Genomic DNA, 17,855 nt, shown 5'->3' on the forward strand with positions numbered 1-17,855 from the left:
GTTTATAGGAGTTAAAGCATGTTGTTAAAAATCATCATTTTGATAATAAAATAAATAAATCCTTGTTATTTTTTAGTTTTTTTTAACGTTAAACTTATTGATTTGTTATATTTACTGTTCAAACAAACCAAAAAAAAAGATTATGAGATTTAACCAATTTATTTTAGGATTGCTATTTATGATAGTAGGTCCCACAATTATGAATGCCCAGACCATAAAAGGTATAGTCACCGATGAAAATGGGCAGGCCTTACCGTATTCTAATGTTGTTAATAAAGCAACAGCGCAAGGTGTAACGACAGATGGAAATGGAAATTTTGTAATTACAGTAAAAGATTTACCTGTTACTTTAATTGCTAAATATGTTGGATATCAAAATAAAAGTATTGAAGTAACTAATGCTAGTACTGCTATAGTTTTTAAGTTAGATCCTAATAATAGCTTAGATGAAGTTGTAGTTACAGGGAATAGATCAAAAGTGCGCAGTGTGTTGAATTCAGCTGTTCCTATTGATAAACTGTACGCAGAAGACTTAAAGTCTAGTGGGCAAGTGACATTTGATAAGATGCTTGCGTATAAAATTCCATCTTTTAATTCCAGTAGCCAAGCAATTTCGGATGCAACAGCTCACTTTGATCCAGCAGATTTACGTGGACTGGGACCAAGCCGTACATTAGTTTTGGTAAACGGGAAAAGAAAAAATCAAAGTGCATTAGTATATATAAATGATACTCCTGGTAAAGGAGAGGTAGGAACTGACATGAAAAGTATTCCTTTTTCAGCTATCGAAAGAGTAGAGGTATTGCGAGATGGTGCTTCTTCTCAATATGGTTCTGATGCGATTGCTGGGGTAGTAAACATTATCCTTAAAAAACAAACTAATTTTACTGAAGTGAATCTTACTTCAGGAGTTACATCAGAAGGAGATGGGTTCAATTTTGGAGCTGATCTTAATTCTGGATTTACGATTGCCGATAAAGGTTTTGTTAATTTCAATCTTTCTTATTTGGATCAAAAGAAAACCAATAGAGCGGGTAAACCAGGGAAAGATGATTTATTTGGTGTAGCTGCTAATGATCCGCAATGGGGTGATTGGTTGAGTAGAAATCCTGATTTAGGAATGACTATTGGTCAGCCAGACTCTAAAATGGGTGCTTTAGTGGTTAATGCAGAATATCCATTATCTGAACAAACAACTTTGTATGCTTTTGGGGATTTAAATGTTAGAAAAGGAACTAGTTTTGCTTTATACAGAGCACCATATTGGGTTTCTGATCCAAATAATTTGTTGCACGAGGGAGGTTCTACTTATAATGGTTTCCAGCCAACTTTTAAAACAGATATATTTGATAATCTAGGTTCTGTTGGTATTCGCTCTACTGTGTTAGGATTTAATTCTGATTTTAGTATAACAGCTGGTTCTAATAAAGTAGATTACACTGTTGATAATACACTTAATGTAACTTTAGGAGCTAACAGTCCAACATCTTTTGATGTTGGTGGATACACATTTAGCCAATTAGTAGGAAACGCTGACTTTAGCAGAACGTTTGATAAAGTAACTTTCGGTTTTGGAACTGAATTGAGAAAAGAACAATTTGAAGCACGAGAAGGACAAGAAGAATCTTATGTAGGTGGAGGAGCACAATCTTTTCCAGGATTGCAGCCTGCAAATGCACTAAAAAAAGATCGTAATAATGTAGGGGTTTATACCACGTTAGATTATGATATGACGGAAGCATTCTTAATAGGAGGATCGTTGAGATATGAAAACTATTCTGATTTTGGTGATAATTTTTCTTGGAAAGTAAATTCACGTTATAAATTGAATAATGATGTTGTAGTAAGAGCTTCTTATAGTACAGGTTTTAGAGCGCCTGCATTACATCAAATTTATTTGAGTAATATACAAACGCTAGTATCAGGAAATACTATTTCTAATCAAGGAACTTTCAACAATGTTGACCCCGCTGTAATAGGATTAGGGGTTCCAAAATTGCATGCTGAGAAATCACAAAATATTTCTACCGGGCTTACTTTTAGATCAGGAGCTAATTTTTCTGCATCACTTGATTTCTATCACATTAAAGTGAAAGACCGTGTATTGTTTTCGGGAGAAGTTGGATTTGACGGAGATGATAGTACAACAAACCCGGTTGAAGATGTTTTAATAGCGAACGACATCACTAGTATGAAGTTTTTCATAAACGCTGTAAATACAATTACAAAAGGTGTTGATGTAGTTTTGAATTACAAAAATATTGAACTTGGAAATGGTAAATTAGGATTTAGCTTAGCATCTAATATTGCTAATACTAAAATTGACGGTCAAATCGCTACACCAGCTATTTTGAAAGCGAATGGGTACGATATTTTCAACCGCAAGGAGCAAGGAAGAATCTTAAGTGCAAGACCTAATACAAAAGTATTATTAGGAACTAATTACGATTTGAAAAAAGCTAGTGTGATTTTTAACAACACTTATTTTGGAGAAGTTACTTGGCAACATGCTACTGATGTATCAAAAGATCAAACTTTTGCAGGTAAAGTGATTACTGATTTAGGACTTGCCTACAAATTTACAAGTACAATATCAGCTAATGTTATGGTTAACAATTTATTCAATGTGTATCCTGATAAACTAGATCCAAAAGGAGATGTTGTTACTGATTTAGGTGGTCGTTTTAAATATGCATGGGAAGTAAACCAATTTGGTTTTAGTGGCACAACTTTCTCAGCAGGATTAAACTTTAAATTCTAAAAATTAACAAGCTGATTATAAAAAAAAAACGGGATTTAGTCCCGTTTTTTTTATGCTTTTATAGTAGCTAAACTTTTGTGATAGCATAGGTGCAAACTTTTAAAAAAATAAATAAATAATTACAAATAAATCAATTAATTAGCTAACTGTTCTTCTAGTTTAACGTCAGATAAATTGTTGCCTTACATAAATCAAATTCTAGAAGCTATTAAATTTGCCAGCTTCTGTATCAAGTTTTCCTTAGGTAACTTGTTGTCAAATTACAGATAGTTAATATCCTTTATTTCAAAAATCCTATCTTCTTTGGCTAATTTTAAGACTGCCTTTTCGCCAACTTTTTTGTTTGTCAATATTTTAGCGATGGGAGAAATAAATGAAATTTTTCCTTTTGCAATATCGGCTTCATCAACACCCACAATTTGATATTTTTGTAATTTAGGACTATCACCAATTTTTAAGGTAACAGTAGCACCAAAACGTATCTCATCTTGAGGCTGCTTGCTTAAATCTATTATTACTGCAGTAAGAATTCGTTCGTTCAATAATTGCAATTTTGCAGTTATATAATTAGACGCAATTCGTCTGTCTTTATCATTTGTTCTATCCAGATGTTCTCTGTCATCTATAAGTGCTTGTTTTTCTTCTAATAGTGCATCCATTCCTACTTGTGTAACATAATTAGTTACAGCTATAGGTAAATCGGCTCTAGGTGGTACAATAGGAATTTCTTCTTGATCATCTTCATTTACAAATCCTCTACTCATCTTTTATCTCCTTTTAATTTTGATATCTCTTTTACTACTCTATATTACCGTTTTATAAGCTAATATTTGGTGCTAAATTCTAACTATATAAATTACTTTTTTAAGTTCAAAAAAAGCTGTTCACAGTTTAGCTAAAATACGAACTAATAATCAAAAATTAGTCTGTTTGCACGTGCTGACCTCAAGGAAATCAAGGTTTAACATTATTTTAGGAAATGGTATGCCTTGTGTTTTTGTGCATTGGAATGAAGTACATCAAGTTCGACTAAACAAAATATGGCTCTCCATTTACCTTAATTTTGACCGCTAAAAAATTGAGCATTTCAGATGCGTTTTAATCTCAAATTTTCTTGATTTTACTACTTGTCTTAAAAAGTTTAGACATTATGAAAAGTAGGAGAGGATAGCTATCTATTTACAAAGACTGCTATCCTCTTATGAGTAAATCTACATCCGTAAATAACTTATATATTGTATTGATATACAGTTATTTACTTCATTAAAAATAAAAATTGATGATTTGAATACTGTACAGCTATACAAATTCTAATAAGGCCGACTATTTTGCTTTTATATGACTGCTGATACTTAGTTAATACTATAATCTTCCGTTTTCTCGTAATTTCTCGATTATGGCTTTTAACTCGCTTGGTTTCATCGGTTTTATAATGTAATCAGAGATATCACTAATGTTTTTAGCTCTTTCAATATCTACTGGATCTACAGAAGAGGAGACCATAAAAATAGTTATTTTCTTACCTACATTTGGTTTAATTTTAACATATTCTTCCATAAACTGGAAGCCATCCATAATGGGCATATTAATATCTAAAAAAATAACGTCTGGCAGTTCATGCTCTTTATTAAGATTACCCATCATAAAATTGAGAGCTTCTTCTCCAGCGGAAAAAACACTTATATTTTTTGCTAATTTTAAAGACTCAAGTGTTTTTACAACAGTATATTGATAAATATCGTCATCATCAACGATACAAATATTAAAAGGGTTATTCATCATAGGAGTACTATTCATCGCCATGTTATTCATCTGAGTATTAATTAAAAATTTATTGTGAAGGTAGAACCTTCATTTACCTTACTTGTTGCTACTATTTCGCCTTGCATTGCTTCAATTTGTACTTTCGTCATATATAAGCCAACACCTTTAGCATCAGGATGCCTGTGGAAAACTTTATTTAAACCAAACAATTTATGGCCGTGTTTATCTAAGTCAATACCCATGCCATTATCGCTGATCATCAATTTTATTTTTCCATCTTCTATTTCTGTTTCAATCCTTATTTGTGGAACGCGAAATTCTGATCTATATTTTATAGCATTACCTACTAAGTTAAGAAAAATACTTTCTAAATATACTTTATTATAGGAAATATTACTGATTTTGGAAAAATTACTTGTAATGACGGTTCCTGTTTTCAATATTTCTCCGGAAAGTATTTCTTTGGTTTTATTCAATATTTCGTCAAAGGCTATATCTTCAAGAGCTGCACTAGTTTCATTTTTAGTCTTAATTGCCTCAACTAAAGTGTTTAAGGTCAGGGTCAGGTGGTTTATGACTTTTTCAAATTTATCAAATAAGTTGGTTTTATCTTCTTCGCTTTCAGAAGTTTTATAAAATTCTAAAAGTGAATTCAGATTACTCACCGGAGCGCGTAAATTATGAGAAGTAATATGAGCAAAATCGGCTAGTTGTACGTTCTGAGCCGTTAATTTATTGGCTAACACCTCTAAACTTTCTTTTGATTCATTTATTTTATGCGCTGCTAGTTTTTGTGCTGTGATGTCTCGTATTGCTGCAGATACTAGTAATCCTTCTTCTGTTTTTAGCGGACTTAAGCTGATTTGGATAGGGATTTCTTCTCCTTGTTTATTAATTCCATACAATTCTTTTCCTTCTCCCATACCACGAGTATTCGGATTTGAGAAAAAGCCATCGCGATGCGCCTTATGCTTATGATTGCCAGTAAAACGTTGTGGTATTAGTATTTCCACTGGCTTTTCTAACAATTCTTTGGCAGAATAGCCAAATAATTTTTCAGCTTGCTTATTTACTAATTGGATTTTTCCCTTTTCATTAACAATGACCATGGCATCTGGTGCCGACTCTAATAATCCTCTAAATTTATTTTCTGCCATTCGTTGCTCTGTTACATCCTGGCAGGTTCCAATAAGTTCCGTCACATCGCCAGCGGCATTCATATTTACTTCAGCTAAAAGCTGTATGGTTTTGATAGCCCCATTTTGTAACTGTATGCGATGTATTAAATCGATGAACTTTTTGTCCAATAGTGCTCGCTGAACATGTTCTGTCACTCGTTCTTGATCTTCGGGATGTACAAAGCTAAAATAAGTATCATAAGTTAGTTCAGTACTTTCGTCTAGTCCAAAAATTTGAAAGAGATTAGCAGACCATTTTACTACATTAGTTATGGTATTCCACTGCCAATTTCCCATCATAGTTATTTTTTCAGCAAATGTCAGTAACTGATTTTTTCGCAATAATTCGTTCTCTGCCACTTTTTGTGCAGTAATATCTCGTATCGCTGCAGAGACCAGTAATCCTTCTTCCGTTTGTAAGGGGCTTAAACTAATTTGTATAGGAAATTCTATTCCTGTTTTATTCATTCCAAACAATTCCTTTCCTTCTCCCATTCCTCGAGTATTAGGATTAGCAAAAAAGGCATCGCGATGGCCTGCATGATTTGCTGTAAATCGTTTTGGAATTAAAATTTCTACGGATTTCTCTAATAGTTCTTCAGCAGGATATCCAAATAATTTTTCGGCCTGCTTGTTCACTAGTTGAATTTTTCCTTTTTCATTCACGATGACCATGGCGTCAGGCGCAGATTCTAGCAAACCTCTAAATTTATTTTCTGCTAAACGCTGTTCTGAGATATCTTGGCAGGTACCTATCATTTCTGTTACTTCCCCTTTGTAGTTGGTAATAACTTCTCCTAGTAGTTGTACCGTTTTAATTTTACCATTTGTAGTAATGCGATGTGTGAAACTATCAAATTTTTTGTCTTCAGCAGCTTTACTAAAATAAGCGGTTACAATTTCTTTATCATCGGGGTGAACATAATTAAAATAGGTGTTGAAGTTTAAGTCAACAGTTGCCTCGTCAAGCTCAAACATCTTGTATAAATTATTGGACCATACCACTTTATCAGCTATGGTATCCCACTGCCAGTGTCCCATAGATGAGATTTCCTCTGCATGATTGAGCAACTTATTTTTTCGCAATAACTCACTTTGCGCTATTTTTCTATCGGTGATATCAAATGATACTCCCAGAAAACCCACTTGCTCACCATCTTCATTTTTAATCGCTGTAACGGTTAGCTGAGTGGCTGTTAAAGTGCCATCTTTTCGGCGGCAGGTCCACTCTCTTGTATCGAAAGCATCATTTATCGCTAACTCTTGAAACGGATTAAAATCAGCCAGGTCTTTGTGGAATCTTTTTGCTATGTCTTCTTTAAAACTCAACAAATCTTCCTCTAATCTATAGATGCTCGGCTGTTGAAAACCTACCATTTCGTCAGCAGAATATCCTAATAAAACCTCTGCACCGTGATTGAAATACGTAATTAATCCCGTATTATCTGTAGTAACTATCGCAATAGGACCTGAATTTAATATGGCCTGCAATTGCATATGAGCGTCATATAATTCCTTTTCTGAGTTCTTGATGGCTGTAATATCTTGAAAGATTCCATAAATTCTCTCACATTTACCATCAGTAAATTCTGCCTGCGCTATTTTACGGATCCAAATGGAATTTCCATCAGCAGTATTCATTTCGACCTCAATATCAAAAGAAATTCCCTTTTCAATAATTTGGCTCATTGCCTGTACAAATCGATCTCTACTAATGCCTTCTTTATAAAAGTGTAAGCTTTTTTTATGATAGGCTTCAAAATTTTCGGGTACTTTTAAAATTTCGCATGTAATCTTGCTTAATGTATATTTATCAGTAGTTACATCTAGTTCCCATGTACCAATTCTAGCAACCTTATTTGTGCTTTCTAAAATTTTCTCAATCCTAGCTTTTTCTTGATCTTTCTCTTTTATAAAAGTAATATCTCCCGTATGCATTATTAATCCGCCAATAATTCCTTCGGAAATATACCAAGGTCGTACATCCCAAAAAATCCATTGTGTTGTTCCGTCAGCCCTAACAAAAGGGGCTTCGTCGCAGGAATCAATATATCCGTTGAGGCATTTTTTATGAATTTCTTTCCAGTCTTCGCCTATTTCGGGAAAAAGTTCATAATGCGACCTTCCAATGATCTCTTGGCCTTTCATTTTATAATCTTCAATCCAATGTTTAGATACAGCAATGTACCTCATGTCATTATCAAGCATAGCGATAGCAGTAGGCGCCTGTTCTATAAAAATTTTATTGTACTTCTCCTTAACTTCTAAATCTGTTTTGAGTTTGGTTAACTCTAACATATTTTCTTTAATTTGATCTTCTGATTTTGCTAATTCATTGTTAGCTTTTAGAAGTTCATCACTTTTTTTAAATATTTGTCTAAAGACAGGGACTAAAACAAATAGAAATTCACCTATTAAAATCAGGGCTGCCAATACGGCGAGTAGATAAATTATACGCAATAGATTTTGCAATTTTTGTTCTGCAGCATTCTGATATTCATTCACAACATTATCCATCTGCACCATAAAAGATTGCTCAGCTACTTCAATAATTTCCCTGTTCTTTTTTATTGATTCAAAATCAGAACTTGCTAGTATATTTCGACTAGAGGTAATTATCTTAAGTAAAGCTGGTTCAGCTATTTTTAGTAAAGAATCGACTTTAAGGTTATTATTAAAATAGAGCTGTCTTTGATTGTTTTCTAACTCATTAGTAAGTTGGTGTAAGGAATTTCTTGACTCAGTAATATTGCTTTCTTCATGATTATCTTCAATAGATGAAGCAATTTTAGAAATGCTTTGACTAAGCATGCGTTGCTTTCCCGATTTGTTAATCAGTAAAGCATCTTGTTTTTGATTATTAACCGTATTCTGAATAATAAATAAAACAGAGATGATTATCAGTATAATGGTAGATATAAAAAGGAGGTATCTTTTTTTTATTTTTTTTTCTAGTGCTCTCATTAGTATCATTTTCTATAATCAAATATTTGTATGCATTACTGCTGCTACATCTAAATAAGAAGCGTTTCTTTTTAGAATCCTTTTTTGTAAAATAAAAAGATGTAATCAATAAAGATTTTCTATCAATTTTATTAAAAAAAATACCAATATTATCTGCGAGAGACTGTGATTATGATTTGGGTTAAAATTATGTTAAAATACAAATATGCGTAAAAAAGTATCATGTAAAAAGGAAAAACCTCTTTTTCCGATTCACATGCTGTATTTTTATTGAAAATTCCTATACAACAAAGGTTTAAACCTTATTAAGACTGGAATATTTAGAATTTTGAAGAGTTTTTTTGGGCTTATATAAATTTTAAAAATGCTAATAGCGTAATGACTGCAGTACAAAATTGTCATTATTTTAATATAAGAAAGGAACTACTGTTGAAAATTAGGGAAGGCTAGAGAAGTTATTAGTGTCTTTTTACTGCTTGAATATTGCACGGATGTCTTTGGCTTAAAGCCAAATGTAAAAAGATGGTAATAAAAAAAAGGGAGACCGCAAATGTCTCCCTATATAGTTATATACTTTTCACAAAATCTAAAAAGACTTTTTTGTGGAGTTCTAAATCCATGTTAGCTGATAATGCCACACGAGCTATATAATCTTTATCCCCTTCTTTAGTCGTTCCTTGAGTTGATGTAGCAGGGATGGTCCAGTAACAACCTTTCAGTTGTCCGTAGCTCACACAGTATTTACTTTCGTTAGGAATCTCAGTAATCATTAAATTGATTAATTTCAGATTCAAATCTCTTTTGTAGGACTCTCTTTCATCATCCGTATTTCCTTTTGTAGGAAGATCCAATGAAAATACAGAAGGTGTAAATCCTTGTTCAGCTAATGCTTCAGAAACAAAATTAATTTTTGCGGCAGGTAAAACTTCGTGAATGAAATTTACAAACTCGCGGGTATTTTTATAAGCATCTGTAATTCTTTGCTTCATAGAAGGCAATTGCTTGGCTAAAATTTCATATTGAAGCGCTGTAGCTTCATTATCGCAAAGCAATAAATGTTTTTCAATTTTCTGCATTAGCGCTTCGGTCTTTTGATTCCCCACACAGTAGCCAGCAGTACACAGTCCGCCACTTGGAAATTTTGATCCACTAGCAAAAGAAATGGTTCTTACCTCAGATAGCACTTCGCCTTCACCTAAAAAGTGTACATTAGGACAAAAGGTTTGGTCTAATATAAATACGGGATCGATAGCTTTTACTCCACTGGCAGTGGTACGCACTTTACTTAGAACGGCTTTTAATTGCAATAAATCGGGTACTTCAACTCTAGGGTTTGTTGGGATTTCAGCAATGATGTACGGTATGGCATCTTCTTCAGCCATTTTAGCTAGGACCGTATCAATACTTTGAACCATATCGTTACCACCATCAACAGCTAAATCTACAATTTCTACATTTGCAACACTCGCGGCAACTCGCCTTGCTTGGTCGTTGGTTCCACCATAACAATTTGGAGGAACGATAATTTTGATCGCTTTTCCTGGGTGTTTTTCTAGTGCATCATCAACAAGTCCCATCAAAATGGCGTATTGAATGGATAGTCCGCTTGAGGCCACCAAAGGTTTTGTAGTAGTACCTGTAATTTCTTTGATAGATTCTAAAACCGATTGCTTATTAGTCTCAGTACTATTTTCATGAAGTGCTACTGTACTATTAGTAGTTAATGCATCTAAAGCAACAAGACAGTTGGCAGGTGTCATCGCAATAGTCTCTCTTCGTCTTACATGCTGAATGTCTGGTATATAATTTTCATTTCCTTCATTAACTAACAAAACACTTCCTAGGTGTGCATACAAATTGAGATAAAAGTCAATATTTGGATTCAGTTTACTAGTATTAAAATGCGTATTTTCAGAGATGAAAATAGTACTTCCTTCAAAAGCGGCAACTTGCTCAGCATTCTCTACTTGCTTTACATCAAAACGATAACCGTACACATTTTTCAGTATTTCCGTGTCAAATACATCAGGAAGATCGGCTGTGTAGAGAATTTGAGTGTCCTTATTTTCTAACAAATTTTTTCTAAGGACAGCCAAAACAGGAATTGTCGTAGAATCAAAGCTAATAACATTATCCGCTGTTAAGTTATTCAGTTTAGCAATAGCCCATTCGAGTACACAGGATAGGGGATGACCTAACCGAATGTAGTCATAAGCAGTAGGTAACTCGCTTAATGCAGTTGTAGTTGCAGTATTGTTTTTATAAAGGATGTTAAACTGCTCCAAAAACTGAGTTTTGGCCAACTTTTCATCATAAATATCTAGTCGATGGGTAGTTGTACTCAACCAGCCATTAGGCATGTTTTCTAAAACTTCTTTAATATAATGTAGCATTTTATTCTCTTCCATGATGTTAATTTAGATAGCGCTGCAAGGTACATTAATTCCATTTATTCTAAAAGTGAAGCAGTAGCTTTTGTGATTGTTTTGGCACGCTTGTTAAGACAACGTTATAAATTTAATACTTAAATTTTTTTACCACCAAACAATAAAAAAAGTCAAATAGGTGTTCTTCTGTTTCTGCCAGCACATTGACGCCTGTTTTTCGTATATACTTGTCTGAATTTCACTTTCAATCCCTTTATAATCAGACCAGTTGTCATTTTGAGTAGGATCCATTCCCCATTCTTTTTTAGCAGGTAAATAATACAATTTCTCAGTATTATCTAGGCTAGTAAATGTCTTTAAATCCAAATAATAACCTTTAACAGCTTTCTGATAAGCAGGCGCTAATTTAGTTTTAAACGTATAAGGAACAAATAAGGAAACTAGTAAACATAAGGATTGAGAAACAGCACTAATGTCAATTGCAGGCAGGTTATGAGCGGTACAGCTGTGGTATAGTAAAGGAAATTGCTTTGTTTTTAGTTTGTCTAATTTCTCAGATAACGAATCGTTTCTATTGGGACCAATCCAGTTATTAATAGGATTTGTTGAAATACTAGGGTCAAATAAGTAGAATTTATAAGCCAACTCTAAATGTAGTAATTGCTTCTTTTTTAAATCTTCAATTATGAAATCGACTTCACCGATGGTTCTTTGATTTTCAATTATCTGAACGTTCTCATAAACGATGTTGTAATTTAGAGAAGTTCGGATCAACTCGGAAACTATTTTTTCGGCCAAATGTCCCAATCTAATATTCGTTGGTAATTTAAAATACAACTCATCATCAAGTTCTAAATCCTTCAAATCAAAAGTGGGAAATCCTGTCACCGAAGATTCTAAACTAACCGCTTTTAAAATTGATGTTATTCTGGATTTTGACTTCATGAAGATTAAATTACTTATTTAGCATAAATAAAACCAAAATTTATCGTTTTATTTCTCTTTTGGAGCAGAAAAATGGTGCATTTCAAGAAGTTTTATTCCTGCTGTACGCTATATCTCTTATTTATGCTATCGCAACATAAGAGGATGCCGCTGCCATCAGGGCTACTAACAAACGTTTATTTTTCTAAGAAAACATTTTCTTAAGTCTTCCTATTTAAGATATTGCAATAAATAGGGCGAACAAATAATCTAGCCCCGGTAGTAGTGAAAGTCCTTGCAGGGAGAAAACCACTTTTATCTGGTTGGGGCAGAGCGACTGCAAAAAGCTCCTGCAACAGCCTAGGAAAAGGGTTTTGTATCAAAGGACTGCAACGAATGGCGGGAATAGCTCCTGCAAAGAATATAAAAGTTTTTGTTTTAAAGCAATTCTTCTACGTGGCGCTTGATGTTTTCGGCGATTTTTTTAGTGGGTAAATCATTAGCGTCGTTACCAAAAGGATCTTCGATTTCTTCAGCAATTAATTCTAAACTAGCCAAAACGTAAAAGGTAAAAATCACCACGGGAATCACATAATAGCCTAGAGGAAATACGTAGCCAAAAGGTAAGGTCATCACATAAAAGAAGATGAATTTCTTGATGAAAGCGCTGTAAGAATAGGGGATAGGCGTGTTTTTGATTCGCTCACAAGCGCCACAAATATCAGTGAACGACTGAATTTCGTTGTTTAAAATAATGAGTTGGTCGCCAGTTATTTTCTTGGAATTGTACAGATCATTAATCTTATGAAAAAGTATTTTGGCTACTTGATTGGGTCTGTGTTTGTGGTGTTCTATAACCACATCTTCAAAAAGTTGCTTGCTGGTTTCTTCGTCTTTTAAATGTTTGCTTAAGATAGAGGCATAACTAGGAATTAGTTTCCTAAAAAAAGCACGATCAGATTCTTCTGTTAAAATTGCTGATAATTTAATAGCTAAATTTCGGGAGTTGTTGACTAAACTACCCCAAATTTTACGGCCTTCCCACCAGCGATCATAAGCGGTATTAGTCCTAAAAACAAGTAATAACGAAATCACAAATCCTAGCATACCGTGCATGATGGAGATGTTCTTGACATGACTGTCCTCTGGTAAATCCCAGTATTCTATTTCCAGATACGCAATCCCTGCTGAATACAAACCAATGAATAGCATCATCGGAATCAGTTGGCGAAACGTATCTGCTTTGTGAAAGCGAAAAATAAAAGTAATCCAGTCTTTTGGGTTGTATGAAATCATTTGATTCAATCGAAAGTTAAAAAGTCCTAAAGTCTTAAAATCTGAGGATTAAACTTAGAAGTTTTTCACCGTAAACTAGACAATTATTTTTACGCTGTCTATGTTTTATTCCTGAGATTTGCTACAAATCTAATTTAAAATTGGATAGCTCCTGCTAATTCTTTCAAAGCAATTTCGGATAATTTTGCCTGAAATTGCGCATCACTGTAACGCACTTTAGCATTCACATAATTCAATTGAGCTGTTCTGAATTCTAAGGTAGTAATCGTTCCGATGCGAAACTTATCCAGCGTAATGTCTAAATTTTGCTTTGCAATAGCTTCATTTGTCTCTTCTAACTGAATCAATTCCAAATTTGTTAAATAAGTTTGATACGAAGTCGCGAGCTGGCTGCTTAAGGCTAGGTTTTGCTGGTCAATTTGGATGGACGTATTCTCAATTTGGATGGCGGCAATTTTCTCATTTCGCTTTTGTGCAAAACCATCAAACAGGTTCAACGAAGCGCTAAAACCATAATTCAAACCACGTGCTGAGGATTGTGTTGTAAAACCCAAACTCGATTCATTTTTGGCAAAATTATAACCTGTATTTACCGCCACAGTAGGGTAACGTCCAGATTTTACTTGTTTCAATTCTAATTCAGCTACTTTTTTACTAATGATCAAAGCCTCAATTTGCGGATTTTGCTTTTCGGCAAGGGCTTTTAATTCGGCATAATCCAGTTTGCTTTCCATTGTAAAATCAGAAACTACCTTAAAATCCATTTGGCTGTCTCTAGCTAAAAGTTGGTTCAACGCCACTTTCGAGTTTTTATACAATTCTTGTTGCCTTAACAGCGCCACTTTATCCGTATTGATATCTACCTGAGCGTTTAAAACTTCAAGTTTAGATGCTTTACCAATGGTAAAACGGTTTTTGGCTAGATTGACGCGCTGATTCGAAATCACAAGTGTACTATCCAAGGCTTGTAATTGTTGCTTTTGTTGCACCAAGTTGTAGTAAGCAACTTGTACATCACTGATTTTTGTAATTATGGTCAGTTTCAATTGGGTTTCTCCTAATTTTTGTAACTCTTGCAACTGCTCTTTTCTGGCAAACATTTTAAAACCATCAAAAATAGTCCAGCCTAATCCTATGCCATAATTGAGGCTGTTACTTTTAGCATTGTCTAAACTAGTCGTTGTACCGTCTGTGCGGGTTTGTGATAGGTTTTGTAAATTGTTGTTTTGCGTAATCGAAGCCGTAGCAGTAGGCAGCATTCCTGCATTACCAGACGCTACATTTGTCTGACTTATTTTCAAGTCATTCTTGGCCATTTTTATGTCGTAATTGTTTTCTAAAGCAATTTTCACTGCCTCTTCTAACGTTAGAACTTGTTGTGCATTTCCTTTTATGAAACAAAATATAAGCAACAACACACTTTTGAATATTATTTTCTTGTTCATCTTATTTACTTTCATTTTCATATTCTTCAATGTGTTCAAATTCGGGATAATGTTTGCGGGCTTTAGACCACATTAAATACAGTGCTGGAATAACAAATAAGGTTAATACCAATGAGAAAATGGTTCCACCTACAATAACTACTCCCATTCCGATTCTACTGGTAGAAGCGGCTCCAAGAGACATAGCGATAGGCAATGCTCCTAATGAAATGGCTAAACTGGTCATTAAAATAGGTCGTAAACGTGCTTCTGAAGCTTCTAAAATCGCCTCTAGTTTGGGTTTCCCTAGTTCTCGAAGTTGATTCGCAAATTCGACAATTAAAATTCCATTTTTAGTTACTAAACCAATCAACATTACAGTTCCAATTTGGCTAAAAATATTCCAAGTCTGATCAAACAACCACAAAGAGAATAAGGCTCCAGCAACGGCCATAGGAACAGTTAGAATAATAATAAAGGGATCAATGAAGCTCTCAAACTGGGCTGCTAATATTAAGAATATTAATAACAAAGCTAGTCCAAAGGCAAAAGAAGTGTTCGAACTACTCTCCACAAAATCTCTGGATTCTCCTCCTAAGTCTGTGGTGAAAGTATCGTCTAATACTTTGGCTCTAATTTTTTCCATAGCTTCAATTCCGTCATTGATACTTTTGCCTGGAGCGAGCGCGGCAGAAACTGTAGCCGACATGAAACGGTTGTTGTGATACAACTGTGGTGGTTTACTTTGTTCCTCTGTACTCACAATATTGTCCATTTGAATCAGTTCTCCTTTGTTGTTTTTAACATACATAGAGGTTAAATCCAATGGTTTAGAACGGTCTTTCTGGTCAAATTGTCCTATAACTTGGTATTGTTTTCCCTTTTTCATGAAATAGCCAAATCGCTGTCCGCTTAACGATAATTGCAACGTTTGTGCAATGTCAATTACCGAAATGCCTAAACTCTCTGCTTTTTCACGGTCTATGGTTACATTAATTTCGGGCTTGTTGAATTTCAAATTCACATCGGTCATGGCAAATGTAGGATCGTTTCCTGCTTCCTCCATAAATTGCGGAATTTTCTCTTCTAACTTAGCAAAACTTTGTGTTTGGATAATGTATTGAATAGGTAAACCACCACGTCTACTAACTGAAATGGTCGGTTGCTGCGTTACCGACGTTTTAGCGTCAGGATATTGTTTGGTCCATTTGGTTAATTTTTCGGCAATCTGGTCTTGGGATAGTTTCCTTTCTGCGGTTTCTTTTAAAGACAAACGCACAAAACCACTATTGACTGAGGAAGATCCAAAACCGGGTGAAGTCACCACCAGACTCACTTTTTTCTCCGGAATAGAGTCATCAATTAATTGTGATATTTCCTGCATGAAGCGGTCAGTGTATTCATAACTTGATCCTTCAGGTGCTGTCATTCTTAGGATTAGCGAACTTCGATCATCATAAGGAGCTGTTTCTTTTTGCAGTAAATTGTAGAATACAAAAATTAACGCAAAACAAGCAAATAGGATAGGGAAGCTCCACCATTTTTTGACCATAAACTTATTCAGAGCATTCGCATAGTTGCTGTTTAATTTTTGGAAATACGGTTCGGTAGCAATGTAGAATTTAGATTTTTTTTGTTCGCCACCCTTCATTAAGTATGCATTCAACATTGGTGTAAGCGTTAAAGAAACAAAGGCCGAAATCAATACAGCTGCTCCAATCACCACACCAAATTCCCGGAAGAGTCGGCCCACAAATCCTTCTAAAAAGATAACCGGTAAGAAAACTGCAGCTAGAGTTATGGAGATAGAAATAACCGCAAAAAAGATTTCGTTAGAACCTTTTATCGCTGCCTCAATAGGCGTCATACCTTCTTCTACTTTTTTGAAAATATTCTCGGTGACTACAATTCCGTCATCCACTACCAGACCGGTGGCTAAAACAATCGCTAACAAAGTTAAAACATTGATCGAAAACCCGAACAACCACATAATGAAGAAGGTAGCAATCAATGAAACGGGAATATCAATTAATGGTCTAAAAGCAATGGCCCAATCTCTAAAAAATAAGTAGATAATTAAGATTACTAAGAAGATTGAAATCCCTAAGGTTTCTGCTACTTCTAATACTGATTTTTTTACAAAAATAGTATTGTCCAGCGCAATGTTTAATTTAATGTCTTTGGGCAAATCTTTCTTTAAAGCTTCAAATTGTTCGTAAAAAGCCTTGGAAATATCTAAATAATTGGCTCCAGGTCGTGGCACAATTGCAAGACCTACTAACGGCAATCCTGACTGGCTTAATTTGGTTTCAATATTTTCAGGACCTAATTCGGCTCTACCTACGTCACTTAAACGAACTACTTTTTCGCCTTCAGTTCTAATGATAATGTTATTGAATTCTTCGGCTGTGGCCAAATTTCCAACGGTTTTCACTGTCAATTCGGTATTATCACCGGTTAGTTTTCCAGATGGTAATTCAACATTCTGAGCGTTTAATGCTGATCGAACTTCGGCAACAGTTAAGCCGTAAGAAGCTAATTTTATTGGATCAATCCAAAGGCGCATCGCATACCTTTTTTGACCCCAAATTTGAACACCACTTACACCCGGAATGGTTTCTAAGCGTTGCGAAATTACATTCTCAGCATAGTCGCTTAATTCTAAAGGAGATCGGGAATCACTTTGCACAGTCATCGAAATAATTGCATCACTATTGGCATCAGCCTTTGAAACTACAGGAGCTGCATCAATATCTTGTGGTAAACTACGAATGGCTTGAGAAACCTTGTCACGCACATCATTTGCCGCTTCTTCAAGGTCTTTGTCCAAGTTGAATTCGACCGTAATCGAACTGCTTCCCTGCGCGCTCGAAGAGGTGATGTTCCGAATTCCGTCAATTGAGTTAATGGCTTTCTCAAGTGGTTCTGTAATCTGAGATTCGATAATATCAGAATTGGCACCCGTATAATTTGTTCGAATGGAAACCTGAGCAGGATCAATCGAAGGGAATTCCCTAACACCCAGATAACTGTAACCTATAATCCCAAAGAGTACAATTGTTAAGTTCATAACAATGGTCATCACGGGTCTTTTTATACTTAATGTAGATAAACTCATTTAGTTTTGTATTTGTTTTGATAGTATGGCTTTCGCCCA

9 protein-coding genes are annotated in these 17,855 nt (G+C 34.6%); 1 reads left to right on the top strand and 8 read right to left on the bottom strand.

Annotated elements, in window-relative coordinates:
* Positions 1-142: 142 nt before the first annotated feature.
* A complete protein-coding gene (locus ACEN2K_RS09230; protein WP_441759042.1) occupies positions 143-2,761 on the top strand; it encodes a TonB-dependent receptor in 2,619 nt (872 codons plus the stop codon).
* A gap of 260 nt (positions 2,762-3,021) precedes the next feature.
* Here the strand turns inward: ACEN2K_RS09230 and ACEN2K_RS09235 are convergent, their stop codons facing one another.
* From ACEN2K_RS09235 to ACEN2K_RS09270, 8 genes are all read right to left on the bottom strand, one after another.
* Positions 3,022-3,525: a GreA/GreB family elongation factor gene (locus ACEN2K_RS09235; protein ID WP_441759043.1), complete on the bottom strand. Its 504-nt coding sequence runs from the start codon at positions 3,523-3,525 to the stop codon at positions 3,022-3,024.
* Between the two features lie 598 nt (positions 3,526-4,123).
* Positions 4,124-4,540, bottom strand: a complete 417-nt coding sequence (locus ACEN2K_RS09240) for a response regulator (protein WP_441759230.1) — start codon at positions 4,538-4,540, stop codon at positions 4,124-4,126.
* Positions 4,541-4,584: 44 nt separating this feature from the next.
* Positions 4,585-8,667 carry a PAS domain S-box protein gene (locus tag ACEN2K_RS09245; protein ID WP_441759044.1) on the bottom strand — a complete coding sequence of 1,361 codons (4,083 nt, stop codon included), beginning with the start codon at positions 8,665-8,667 and terminating at the stop codon, positions 4,585-4,587.
* A gap of 566 nt (positions 8,668-9,233) precedes the next feature.
* The gene (locus ACEN2K_RS09250; protein ID WP_441759045.1) at positions 9,234-11,075 is read right to left on the bottom strand and encodes a cystathionine beta-synthase; all 1,842 of its coding nucleotides are present in this window, start codon (positions 11,073-11,075) and stop codon (positions 9,234-9,236) included.
* Between the two features lie 126 nt (positions 11,076-11,201).
* Positions 11,202-11,999 carry a DUF1853 family protein gene (locus ACEN2K_RS09255; protein WP_441759046.1) on the bottom strand — a complete coding sequence of 266 codons (798 nt, stop codon included), beginning with the start codon at positions 11,997-11,999 and terminating at the stop codon, positions 11,202-11,204.
* Between the two features lie 417 nt (positions 12,000-12,416).
* Positions 12,417-13,274, bottom strand: a complete 858-nt coding sequence (locus tag ACEN2K_RS09260) for a bestrophin family protein (protein ID WP_441759047.1) — start codon at positions 13,272-13,274, stop codon at positions 12,417-12,419.
* A 134-nt stretch (positions 13,275-13,408) separates the two neighbouring features.
* The gene (locus ACEN2K_RS09265) at positions 13,409-14,719 is read right to left on the bottom strand and encodes a TolC family protein (protein ID WP_441759048.1); all 1,311 of its coding nucleotides are present in this window, start codon (positions 14,717-14,719) and stop codon (positions 13,409-13,411) included.
* Position 14,720: 1 nt separating this feature from the next.
* On the bottom strand, positions 14,721-17,816 hold the full coding sequence (locus ACEN2K_RS09270) for an efflux RND transporter permease subunit (protein WP_441759049.1): 3,096 nt from the start codon (positions 17,814-17,816) through the stop codon (positions 14,721-14,723).
* Between the last annotated feature and the right edge of the window lie 39 nt (positions 17,817-17,855).

This window comes from Flavobacterium sp. W21_SRS_FM3 (genome assembly GCF_052113625.1).
Lineage (GTDB): Bacteria > Bacteroidota > Bacteroidia > Flavobacteriales > Flavobacteriaceae > Flavobacterium.

What these genes read in the sequence shown, in the direction of transcription:
- ACEN2K_RS09230 (WP_441759042.1), top strand. Translation starts at nt 143, where the DNA reads ATGAGATTTAACCAATTTATTTTAGGATTGCTATTTATGATAGTAGGT.
- ACEN2K_RS09235 (WP_441759043.1), bottom strand. Translation starts at nt 3,525, where the DNA reads ATGAGTAGAGGATTTGTAAATGAAGATGATCAAGAAGAAATTCCTATT.
- ACEN2K_RS09240 (WP_441759230.1), bottom strand. Translation starts at nt 4,540, where the DNA reads ATGAATAACCCTTTTAATATTTGTATCGTTGATGATGACGATATTTAT.
- ACEN2K_RS09245 (WP_441759044.1), bottom strand. Translation starts at nt 8,667, where the DNA reads ATGAGAGCACTAGAAAAAAAAATAAAAAAAAGATACCTCCTTTTTATA.
- ACEN2K_RS09250 (WP_441759045.1), bottom strand. Translation starts at nt 11,075, where the DNA reads ATGGAAGAGAATAAAATGCTACATTATATTAAAGAAGTTTTAGAAAAC.
- ACEN2K_RS09255 (WP_441759046.1), bottom strand. Translation starts at nt 11,999, where the DNA reads ATGAAGTCAAAATCCAGAATAACATCAATTTTAAAAGCGGTTAGTTTA.
- ACEN2K_RS09260 (WP_441759047.1), bottom strand. Translation starts at nt 13,274, where the DNA reads ATGATTTCATACAACCCAAAAGACTGGATTACTTTTATTTTTCGCTTT.
- ACEN2K_RS09265 (WP_441759048.1), bottom strand. Translation starts at nt 14,719, where the DNA reads ATGAACAAGAAAATAATATTCAAAAGTGTGTTGTTGCTTATATTTTGT.
- ACEN2K_RS09270 (WP_441759049.1), bottom strand. Translation starts at nt 17,816, where the DNA reads ATGAGTTTATCTACATTAAGTATAAAAAGACCCGTGATGACCATTGTT.